General features: G+C 78.1%; 8 protein-coding genes. All 8 read left to right on the forward strand.

All coding sequences use genetic code 11. The features are described from left to right. The first annotated feature begins 4 nt into the window (after positions 1 to 4). The 8 genes from ABT403_RS01765 to ABT403_RS01800 are packed head-to-tail and all read left to right on the forward strand — an operon-like array spanning position 5 to position 11,036. Positions 5 to 343 carry a LysM peptidoglycan-binding domain-containing protein gene (locus tag ABT403_RS01765; RefSeq protein WP_344167138.1) on the forward strand — a complete coding sequence of 113 codons (339 nt, stop codon included), beginning with the start codon at positions 5 to 7 and terminating at the stop codon, positions 341 to 343. Beyond that, a complete protein-coding gene (locus ABT403_RS01770) occupies positions 336 to 1,457 on the forward strand; it encodes a hypothetical protein (protein ID WP_344167136.1) in 1,122 nt (373 codons plus the stop codon). Before ABT403_RS01765 ends, ABT403_RS01770 begins: the two co-directional genes overlap by 8 nt. Continuing rightward, positions 1,454 to 1,987, forward strand: a complete 534-nt coding sequence (locus ABT403_RS01775; RefSeq protein WP_344167134.1) for a phage baseplate assembly protein V — start codon at positions 1,454 to 1,456, stop codon at positions 1,985 to 1,987. Before ABT403_RS01770 ends, ABT403_RS01775 begins: the two co-directional genes overlap by 4 nt. Continuing rightward, positions 1,984 to 2,334, forward strand: a complete 351-nt coding sequence (locus ABT403_RS01780) for a hypothetical protein (protein WP_344167132.1) — start codon at positions 1,984 to 1,986, stop codon at positions 2,332 to 2,334. The genes ABT403_RS01775 and ABT403_RS01780 overlap by 4 nt, the downstream gene beginning before the upstream one ends. 5 nt (positions 2,335 to 2,339) lie before the next feature. Continuing rightward, positions 2,340 to 2,756 carry a GPW/gp25 family protein gene (locus ABT403_RS01785; protein ID WP_344167130.1) on the forward strand — a complete coding sequence of 139 codons (417 nt, stop codon included), beginning with the start codon at positions 2,340 to 2,342 and terminating at the stop codon, positions 2,754 to 2,756. After that, on the forward strand, positions 2,753 to 5,557 hold the full coding sequence (locus ABT403_RS01790; protein WP_344167129.1) for a putative baseplate assembly protein: 2,805 nt from the start codon (positions 2,753 to 2,755) through the stop codon (positions 5,555 to 5,557). The genes ABT403_RS01785 and ABT403_RS01790 overlap by 4 nt, the downstream gene beginning before the upstream one ends. Then, positions 5,554 to 8,910, forward strand: coding sequence for a putative baseplate assembly protein (locus tag ABT403_RS01795; RefSeq protein ID WP_344167128.1), 3,357 nt, complete (start codon positions 5,554 to 5,556; stop codon positions 8,908 to 8,910). Before ABT403_RS01790 ends, ABT403_RS01795 begins: the two co-directional genes overlap by 4 nt. After that, the gene (locus ABT403_RS01800) at positions 8,907 to 11,036 is read left to right on the forward strand and encodes a hypothetical protein (protein ID WP_344167126.1); all 2,130 of its coding nucleotides are present in this window, start codon (positions 8,907 to 8,909) and stop codon (positions 11,034 to 11,036) included. The genes ABT403_RS01795 and ABT403_RS01800 overlap by 4 nt, the downstream gene beginning before the upstream one ends. Positions 11,037 to 11,069 lie beyond the last annotated feature (33 nt).

An 11,069-nucleotide genomic window follows, 5' to 3' on the forward strand; every position in this document is an offset into this window, starting at 1 on the left:
GGCCGTGTTCACCGCCACCAGCCGCTACCACGACGTACCGACCGCGACCCACACCCTGCCCGACGGCCGCACGGCCGGCTACGTCCGCCGCCGCTTCCCGCCCGACCCCGCCGCCCTCACCACCCTCGCCCTCCACACCGTCGCCCCCGGCGAGCGCCTCGACCTGATCGCCGCCCGCGAGCTCGGCGATCCCGAGCAGGCCTGGCGGATCGCCGACGCGCACCGCGACCTCGACCCGCGCACCCTCACCGCCCGCCCCGGCCGCCGGCTGCGGATCACCCTGCCCGCGGGCCTGCCGACGGGCCCGGGCGTGCCCGACGCCGGAGGGGTGCCCGGTGGCTAGCACCCTGCGGCTGATGCTCCTGATGGGCCCGCTGCTGCCCGTACCGGTGCCCGCCGGACTCACCGACGCCCTCCGGTCGGTCCGCGTCACCAGCTCCTCGCAGCAGGCGAGCGGCTTCCAGCTGACCTTCGCCGTCAGCGCCCGCTCGGTGATCCGGCGCGCACTGCTCCCGGCCGGCCTCCTCGACCCTGGCGTGCGCGTCGTGGTGGCGGCGGTCGTCGACGGCTCCCCGACGGTGCTGAGCGACGGCATCGTCACCCAGCAGGAGCTGGCGCCGAGCGCCGACCCCGGCGCCTCCACCCTCACCCTCACCGGCGAGGACCTGACGGTCCTCATGGACCTGCGGCACGAACGCGCCTGCTTCCCCGGCATGCCCCACCAGGTCCGCGCCGCCGCCGTCTGCGCCAAGTACGCCCGCTACGGGATCGTCCCGCTCGCCGTGCCCCCGGTCATGACCGACCTGCCCGACCCGGTCCGGCACATCCCGGTCCAGGCCTCCACCGACCTCGCCTACCTCAAGGCCCTGGCCTCCGAGGTCGGTCACGTCTTCTTCCTGGAGCCCGGGCCGCTGCCCGGCGCGAGCACCGCCTACTGGGGCCCGGAGGTACGGGCCGGCCTGGTCCAGCCCGCGCTCACCCTCGGCGCCGGAGCCGCGTCCACCGCCGAGTCGCTGTCCTTCACCTACGACGGCCTCTCCCGCACCCAGTACACCGTGGGCCTCACCGAACCCCGCACCAAACTCCACGTCGAGCTGCCGGTGCCCGACCTGAGCCTCCTGCACCCGCCGCTGGCCGCCCGTCCCGCCGTCACCCTCAAACAGGAGCCGCTCCCGGACACCGGCGGCCGCTCGGTCGCCGAAGCCCTCCTCCTCGGCCTCTCCCGCACCTCCACGGCCGCCGACGCCGTCCGCGCCACCGGCAAGCTCGACGTCCTGCGCTACGGGCACGTGCTGCGCGCCCGCCGCCTCGTCGGCGTACGCGGCGCCGGCCCCGCCCACGACGGCCTGTACTACGTCTCCAGCGTCACCCACGACATCCGGCGCGGGGAGTACGCGCAGACCTTCTCCCTCACCCGCGACGGACTCGTCTCCCAGACCCCGGTGGTGATCCCGTGACCACGGACGCGAAGAAGTTCCACGGCCTCTACCAGGGGGTGGTCGTCACCGCCGTCGACCCGCTGCGCGCCGGCCGGCTGCTGGTCCGCGTCGCCGACGTGCTCGGCGACGACCCCTGCATCTGGGCCGAACCGGCCAGCCCCCTCGCCGGACCCGCCAGCGGGATGTACGTCGTCCCCCTGCCCGACTCCGGCGTGTGGGTGCAGTTCGTCGACGGCGACCCCGACCGGGCCGTGTGGACCGGCTTCTGGCGCGGCGGCGCCGCCGAGGTTCCGCCCGCCGCCCACGCCGCCCCCGACGGCACCCCGCAGGTGGTCATCGGCACGCCCGGCCAGAGCACCCTCGTCATCTCCGACCTCAGCGGCCCCACCGGAGGCATCCTGTTGCAGCTCAAGAGCCCCGGCGGGCCCTACATCCGCCTGTACGAGGGCGGCGTCGAGATCGGCGCCTCCGCCGCCGGACCCGTCATCAAGGTGACCCCCGCCGGGATCGACCTCGGCAACGGCGCCCTCACCGTCCTGCCGGGGTGAGCGCGATGCCCTCCCTCGTCGTCACCACCGCCACCGCCGTCACCTGCGGACACCTCGCGCCGGTCCAGGACGTCCCGTTCCAGACCCGGGCCCTGGCCCTCGGCGCCCCGATCGCCACCGTCCTCGACCAGCTGCTCCCCGTCGGCTGCCCCGGCGTCAGCGGCTCACCGCCCTGCACGAAGGCCGTCTGGACGGGGACCGCGCCCCGGGTCCTGGCCGGCGGGCAGCCCGTCCTGGTTCAGTCCCTGCCGCCCGCCGGGCCGGTGCCCGGCGACGGGGTGTGCGCCGGGCCGCCGCCCACCACCCCGCTCGTCCACGCCTGCCAGCCGCGCGTGACGGCGGGGTGAGCGCCGTGGACACCGGACTCCCGCCCCCCACCGGCACCCCCCTGCCCCCCGGGTCCCCCCTCCACGTCGACTTCCCCTTCCACATCGCGCCCACCGGCCGCACGGCCCTGACCGACCCCGCGGACCACGTCCGCGACATGATCGAGCAGGTCCTCTTCACCCGCCCCGGCGAGCGGGTGAACCGGCCCGACTTCGGCTGCGGACTCCTCGGCCTCGTCTTCGAACCGAACGGCCCCGGGCTCGCGGCGGCCCTCCAGGCCACCGTCGAGGGCGCCCTGCACCGCTGGCTCGGCGACCTCATCGCCGTCCGGTCCCTCGACGTCACGGCGGAGGAGGCCGTGCTGCGGATCCGGATCGTCTACACGGTCCTGGCCACCGGCCGGACCCGCGAGGACACCTTCGAGGACGGAGGCACCCGGTGAACACCGAGCGGACCCTCGACGCCCGCGCCCGCGACGCCCGCGCGGCCGGGCTCAACGGCATCGACGGCATCAGCGTGGACCCGGGCCGCCGCAGGCTCATCCTCACCCTCTTCGGCCCCGCCCCCGAGGGCCTCGGCCCCGCCAACTTCCGCATCCGCGGCCCGGTCCCGGCCCGCGACCCCCGCGTCCTGACCGTCACCACCGACCCCGGCGCCGACCCCGACCGGGCCGGCCGGATCGTGCTGGAGGTCGACCCGCCCGGCGACGTCTCCCGCTACCGCCTCGACCTCGTCCGCACCGACCCCCGCGGCCGGCCCGGCACCGAACCCCCCGACGGCTTCGACCCGCCCTTCGCCCACGCCGAGTTCACCTTCGGCCAGGACTGCCCGGCGCTCCTCGACGGCGTCCCCGAGCCCTGCCCGCCCCCCGCCTTCCCCGAACCCGTCATCGACTACCTCGCCAAGGACTACGCCTCCCTGCGCCGCGCCCTGCTCGAACGCCTCACCCTCACCCTGCCGCGCTGGGACGAACGGCACGCCGCCGACCTGATGGTGACCCTCGTCGAACTCCTCGCCTACGCGGGCGACGAACTGAGCTGGCAGCAGGACGCCGTGGCCGCCGAGGCCTACCTCGACACGGCCCGGCTGCGCACCTCCGTCCGCCGCCACGTCCGCCTCGTCGACTACCCCATGCACGAGGGCTGCGCCGCCCGGACCTTCGTCTGCCTGGACTCCGACACCCCCGTCACCCTCCCCGCCGGCACCTTCCGCTTCCGGGCCGGCGAGGAGCACTTCGAGCCCGTCACCGCCCAGGACGTCACCGTCCGCCCGGCACACGCCCGGATCGGACTGTGGCACTGGGGCGCCCCGGACCTCGTCCTGCCCGCGGGCACCACCCGGGCGGCGCTGCGCGACGGCCCCGGAGCCGCCCGGCTCGCCCTGCGCCCCGGCGACGTCCTCGTCCTGGAGGAGGTCCTCGGAGCGGCCACCGGGCGCCCCGCCGACGCCGACCGCACCCACCGGCAGGCCGTACGGCTCACCTCGCTGCGGCGCACCCGCGACGCCCTCTACGGCCAGGACCTGGTCGAGGTGGAGTGGGACGAGGCCGACGCCCTCGCCTTCCCGCTGTGCGTCACGGCCGTCGGCGGGCCGCACTGCGCGCCCCTCGACGTCGCCGTGGCCCGGGGCAACGCGGTCCTCGCCGAACACGGCACCAGCCCCACCTGGGGCGGCGGCGAACCGGACCGGTTCACCTGGCCCGCGCCCCCGCCGGGCACCCCCGGCTGCCCCTGCCCGCCCGCCTCCGGCTGCCCCGAACCCGGCGGGACCGCGGACCTGCCCGCCTACCCGCCGCTGCCGCTCCGCACCACCCCCACCGTCCCCGGCGCGGGCCGCCCCGCCCGGCCGGCCACCTGGAGCCCCCCGTTCCCCGCCCCCGAGGACCTCGCACGAGGCCAGGCCGCGCGGCTCGACGGCGTCGCCGCGCGCGCCGAAGCACGCCTGGCCGCCCTGCTGCACGCCGCCCTCGCCGGCACACCGCCCGACGCGGAGGCCCTCGCCTGGCTGCGCACCCTGTTCGGCGAAGCCGTCCTGCGCCGCCTGCCCCTGGCCGCCGACCCCGTCACCGCGCTGCGCACCCTCACCGACGGCTTCGCCGGACTGCTCGCCCGCAAACGCGCCCGGCTGGCCCGGCTGGCCCGCCGCGCACGGTGCGGATACGTCCTGGACCCCGACGAGGAGGGCTGGGAGATCGCCCAGAGCTGGGGCGCGGCCGAGGCCCGGGCCCTGGACCCGGCCCGGGCCGCCCTGCACGGCCCGGCCGCCCACGCCCTCACCCCCGACCCCCGCCTGGCCCTGCCCGCCGTACGCGCCACCGCCCCCGGCGAGGAGGGCGCGCTCTGGCTGCCCCGGCGCGACCTCCTCGACAGCGGCCCGGCCGACCGCGCGTTCGTCGCCGAGGCCGACGACGACGGCCTGCTCCACCTCCGCTTCGGCGACGGCCGCGCCGGCGCCCTCCCCGCCCCCGGCGCCACCCTCGAACTTCGCTACCGCCTCGGCAACGGCACCGCCGGCAACGTCGGCGCCGAGGCCGTCACCGAGGTCGAACTCCAGGGGATCCAGGGCGTGTCCGTACGGGCCCGCAACCCGCTGCCCGCCACCGGCGGCACCGACCCCGAGCCGCTCGCCCGGGTGCGGGCCCGCGCCCCGTACGAGGCCACCCGCCGCCTCCTGCGCGCCGTCACCGCCGAGGACTACGCCGCCCTGGCCGGCGAGGTCCCCGGCGTGCAGCGGGCGGGGGCACGGCTGCGCTGGACGGGCTCCTGGTACGAGGCCCGGGTCGCGGTCGACGCCCTCGGCACACCGCAGGCCCCCGGCCGGCTGCTCGACGAGGTCCGCGACCGGCTCCACCCGGTGCGCCGCATCGGGCACGAGGTGCGGGTCGGCCCGGCCCGCACGGTCCCGCTGCGGCTCGCGCTGTGCGTCGAGGCCGAACCGGGGGCCGTCGCCGGGCACGTCCGCGCCGCCGTGGCCCGGCTGCTCGGCCCCCGGGGCCTGTTCCACCCCGACGCCCTGACCTTCGCCACCCCGGTGCGGGTCAGCGCGGTCACCGCCGCCGTCGCGGGCCTCCCCGGCGTCCGCTCGGTGCGCGTCACCGCCCTGGAGCGGCTCTTCGAGCCCTCCGGGGACGCCCTGCGCGAAGGGGTCCTGCTCCTGCGGCCGGACGAGGTCCCCCGGCTGGACGCCGACCCGGCCCGGCCCGAGAACGGCGTACTCGAACTGCGGATCGGAGGCGGCCGATGACCGCGTACCCGGACGGCGGCCCCGTGGACCCGGGCTGTGGCTGCGGCTGCGGCTGCCGGGGGGCCGCGCTCCCCACCCCGGCGGACGTCCACAACCCCCCGGGGCTGCCCGCGCTCGCCTACCGCACCGGGACCCACGGCGCGTTCCTGGCCGCGATGCTCGAACGCCTCGCGAGCCGGCCCGCGCTGGACGCCCTGCGCACCCGCGAGGGCGACGACCCGGCCGTCGCCCTCCTCGACTGCTGGGCCGTCGTCGCCGACGTCCTGACCTTTTACACCGAACGCCACGCCCAGGAGGGCTACCTCCCCACCGCCACCGAGCCCGCGTCACTGGCCTGGCTCGGCCGCCTCGTCGGCCACCGGCCCCGGCCCGCGCTCGGCGCCGGCGCCCACCTCGCCTACACCCTCGACCCGGGCGCCCGGACCCTGGTCCCGGCCGGGTCGCAGGCCAGGAGCGTGCCCCCGCAGGGCCGGACGCCGCAGACCTTCGAGACCACCGAGGACCTCACCGCCGACGCGGAGTGGAACACCCTCGACGTACGGCGCACGGCCCCGCCCCGGCTCGACCCGGCCACCGCCGCCGGCCTGGAGCGGCTCACCCTCACCGGCGCCGCCCTCGCCCTGAAACCGGGGGACCGGCTGCTGTTCCACTTCGGCACGGCCCGGGAGCCGGCGGTCCGCGCCGTCGCCCGCGCCGTACCGGACTTCGCCGCCGCGCGCACCGCCGTCGAACTCGTCCCGCCCACCGTCACCGACCCCGTCACCACGGCCACCGCCACCGCCCGGGAGACCCTCGCCCACGTCCTCTGCACGGCCCCCGGGCTGCCGTCGGCGGCCCCCCTGCGCGAAGCCCTGACGGCAGCCGCGGCCCGCCTCGACGGGGCACCGCCCGACCCCGACGGCCCGCCGGACGGCGGCGGCACGTCCCCCGGGGCGGGGACCGGCGCCGCGACCGGCGCGGCCGGCCCCGGGGGTTACACGGCGCTGGCCGACGCCTCGCGGCTGGTCGCCGAGGGCGTGGCCTTCACCGGTGCGCGCCCCGGCGCCGGCCTCGACCGCTGGCTCGCCGGACCCGTCGCCGCCGCCCGCCGCGCCCTGCGCGCGGCCGTCCTCGCCGTCGCCGGCGCGGAGCGCCGCAGCCTCCCCGAGGTGGAGTACCTGCGCGCCCTCGCCCGCGCCCTCGCCTGCCCCCGCTCCGAGCGCACCCCGGACGAGGACACCCGCTGCGACCGGGCCACCGCCCTCGTCGCCACCGCCGCCGTGCTCCCCGCCCTGCGCCGCCCGCCCTCGCGCCCCCCGGCCTCCGCCCGCGACCTCACCACCGGCCCCGGCGACCTGTGGGACCCCGCCTCCGACGCCCTGCCCGCGCTGCTCGCCGCCGCCGACCCGCACCTCGCCGACGGCATCCACCGGGCCTGGGCCACCCAGGCCATCGCCCCGCCCCGCCCGGCCTCCGCCGTACAGGTGCTGCGCGTCAAGGCCCGCCCCGTCGCCCCGCCCGCCGCCGGCACCCGCACCGCCGGGGAGGCCGCCCCCGACCTCTACCTCGAAGGCGCCCACGACGCGCTGCTCCCCGGCACCTGGCTGGTCGCCGAGCGGGCCGGCTCCCCGAACGGCCCCCGCCGGGCGCGGATCACCGCCGCCGCCCAGCTGCGGCTGCCCGTCACCGTCCCGGCCGGCGGCCCGCGCGTGACCGTGCCCGTCACCCGGGTCACCCTCGACGCCCCCTGGCACGACGAGGTACCGGCCGGGCAGAGCGTCCCGTACGAGGAGATCACCGTCTGGGCCGGCGGCGAGGACCTCGCGCTCGCCGACGAACCCCTCACCGACGACGTCGGCGGCGCCACCCTCGAACTCGACCGGGTCCACTCCGGGCTGCGCCCCGGCCGCCTCCTGGCCGTCTCCGGCGAACGCACCGACATCCCCGGCACCACCGGCGTCCGGGGCAGCGAACCCGCCATGGTCGCCGCCGTCCGCCAGGGCGTCGACGCGGACACGGGCGGCGACTCCGTCCACCCCACACTGGTCCTGGCCACCCCGCTGGCCTACACCTACCGGCGCGAGACCGTCACCGTCCACGGCAACGTCGTCCCCGCCACCCAGGGCGAGACCCGCACCGAGGTGCTCGGCAGCGGCGACGCCGCCCGCCCCGGACAGTCGTTCCCGCTGCGCCAGACCACCCCCGAGGCCCCCCTGACCCATCTGCCCGACGACACCCCGGGCGGGGCCCGGCCCGCCCTCACCGTCCGCGTCGACGCGGTCGCCTGGCACCCCGTCGAGGACCTCTCCGTGCTCGGCCCCCTCGACCACGGCCACCTCCTCACCGGGGACGCCCCGTCGGCCCGCGTCGTCTTCGGTGACGGCGTGCACGGCTCCCGCCCCGCCACCGGCGTGGAGAACGTCACCGCCGTCTACCGCACCGGCGCCGGGACCTCCGGCAACCTGCCTCCCGGCCGGATCACCCAGCTCGCCTCCCGCCCCCTCGGCGTCAACGCCGTCACCAACCCGCTGCCCGCCACCGGCGGCACCGACGCCGACGCCCCCCGGGACACCCGCACCGTGATCCCGCTGCGCACCCGCGCCCTCGACCGGCTGCTGTCCGTACGCGACTACGCCGACTTCTCCCGGGCCCGCGCCGGCATCGGACGGGCCGTCGCGGCCCGGCTGTTCGACGGCCGCCGGGAGCTCGTCCACGTCACCGTCGCCGCCGCCGGGGACGCGCCCGCCGACCCCTCGGACCCGCTGCTGAGCGCCCTGACCGCCGCGCTCACCGCACTCGGGGACCCGGACCTGCCCGTCCGCGTCGACGTCCGCGAACTCGTCCTGCTGGTCCTGTCCGCCGGGCTCAAGGTGCTCCCGGACCACGACTACGCCACCGTGGAGCCGGCCGTACGGTCCGCCGTGCTCGGCGTCCTCGGCTTCGCCGCCCGCGACCTCGCCCAGCCCGCCCACCTCAGCCGGGTGCTCGCCGCCGTCCACGCCGTCCCCGGCGTGGACCGCCTGGACGTCGACCTGTTCACGGGCATCCCCGCGAACGCCGGCCCCCTCGCCCTCGCCGGCCTCGTCGCCGCCCTCGACGGCGCGGCCGACACCGTCGAGGCGTTCCCCGCCCGAGCCGGGCACACCCACCACACCGTCGGACACGACCCGACCGGCGCCCGCGACACCCTCAGCTCCATCGCCCTGCGCCACGCCCTCACCGTGGAGCAGCTGGTCGCCCTCAACCCCGCCCTGCGCTCGGTACGCCTGCGCCCCGGGCAGCGGCTCACCGTCTCCCGGGGCATCCGCCCCGCCCAGCTCGCCGTGATGTCCCCCGACCTGCCCGAGACGCTGATCCTGCGGAGGATCCCATGACCGACGAGCCCGGGCCGACCCTGTACGAGCTGCTGCCCGCCCTCCACCGCCGCCGCGACGCCGAACGGGGCCTGCCCCTCCAGGCCCTCCTCGGCGTCGCCGAGGAACAGCGGGCCCTGGTCCGCGCGTCGATCGAGCAGAGCTACGCCGACTGGTTCGTGGAGACCTGCCGGCCCTGGCTGCTGCCCTACCTCGGCGCCCTGGTCGGCTACGAGACGCCGCCCGGCCGGGAGGACGCCCCCGCCCGGTGCCCGGCCGACGTCACGGCCCCGCGCCGCGACGTCGCCCGCACGCTCGCCGACCGGCGGCGCAAGGGCACCCTCGCCGTACTGGAGGACCTGGCCCGGGACGTGGCCGACTGGCCCGCCCGGGCGGTGGAGTTCCGCCGGCTGCTGGCCTTCGACCAGCCGGTCCGGCTGCTCTCCGGCCACCCGGCCGGCCCCGCCGCCCGGCCGGGGCCGGGACGGCTGGCGGACCTGCGAAGGGGCGGGGAACTCGACCTGGCCGACGGCCCGTTCGACCGGCTCGCGCACACCGCCGACGTACGCCGCGTCGACTCCGCCCACCCGCCCGGCGGCCGGGCCGGCGTCGCCTCCGTCGGCCTGTTCGTGTGGCGGCTCGGCGCCTACTCCGTCACCCGCGCCCCCGCGTACTGCCGCGACCGCGACCGGGGCCACTACACCTTCAGCGTCCTCGGCAACGACACCCCGCTGGTGAACCGGCCGGTCCGCGAGCCCTCGCCCGCGCACATCGCGGACGAGACGAACCTGCCCGCCTTCATCCGCCGCCGGGCCTTCGAGGAGGACACCGCCCACTACTACGGGCCCGGCAAGAGCCTGTGCGTCTGGACGGACGACGGCCGCGAGCCCGTACCGCTGTCGGCGGTCGTCTGCGCCGACCTCTCCGGCTGGAGCGGCACGCCCCGCCCCGGACAGGTCGCCGTCGACCCGGTGCTGGGCCGGATCGCCTTCCCGCCCCGCTCCGCCCCCGACGGCGGGGTACGGGTCAGCTACCACCACGCCTTCCCGGCACCGATGGGCGGCGGCGAATACCCCCGCCCCGGGCAGGACCCCGCCGGGGGCCCGCCCCCCGAGCGCTACCGGGTCGGCCCCGGCGAACGCTTCGGGCGGCTCATGGACGCCGTCGCCGCCTGGCGCGGTACGGCCCGCCCCGGCCGGCCGCGCCCCGAGGGGATCGTCGAACTCGTCGGCCCCGTCGTCCTCCAGGAGCGGATCGAGATCCCCCTCGACCTCGGCGACCGGCTCACCGTCCGCGCCGCGCCCGGCGGCCGCCCCGTGCTGCGGCTGCTCAACCGGTACGCGCACCGCCCCGACTCCCTGCGGATCACCGGGACCGGCGAGGGCGGCGGCCCGCTGCCCTCGCTGCGCCTGTCCGGCCTGCTGGTCACCGGCCGGGGCGTCCACGTCGAGGGCCCCGTCGGCCGGGTCGCCCTCAGCCACTGCACCCTCGTCCCGGGCTGGTCCCTCGACGAGGAGTGCCCCCGCGACCACCCCGGCCGGCCCAGCCTCGAACTCACCCGCACCCCCGCCTGCCTGGACGTCGAGCACAGCATCACCGGCGCCGTCACCGTCACCGCCGACGAGCCCCGCACCACCCCCAACCGGATCTTCCTGTCCGACTCGGTCCTCGACGCGACCGCCCGCTGCCTGCCCGCCCTCTCCGGACCCGACGGCGGATGCGCGTACGCACGGCTGTCCGCGCGCCGCACGACCGTCATCGGCGCCGTACGGGTGCACGAGACCGGGCTCGTCGAGGACAGCATCCTCGACGGCCCCGTCCACGCCGAGATCCGCGACCGGGGCCTGATCCGCTTCAGCTACCTGCCGCCCGGCTCCCGCACCCCGCCCCCCTTCCACTGCGAGCCCGCGCACTCCGGCGACCCCGAGCGGGTCACACCCCGCTTCACCAGCACCGCGTACGGGAGCCCCGGCTACGTCCAGCTCGCCGCCGACTGCGCCGAGGAGCTGCGGCGCGGCGCCGCCGACGGCTCCGAACCCGGCGCGTTCCACGACCTGTTCCAGCCCCAGCGCGAGGACGCGCTGCGTGCCCGGCTGGCCGAGTACACCCCCGCCGGCACCTCGAGCGGGCTCCTGTTCGCCACCTGACCCCCGCATCCCGCCGGGCCCCGCACCGCCACC

Source organism: Streptomyces sp. NPDC000075 (genome assembly GCF_040301925.1).
Lineage (GTDB): Bacteria > Actinomycetota > Actinomycetes > Streptomycetales > Streptomycetaceae > Streptomyces > Streptomyces polychromogenes.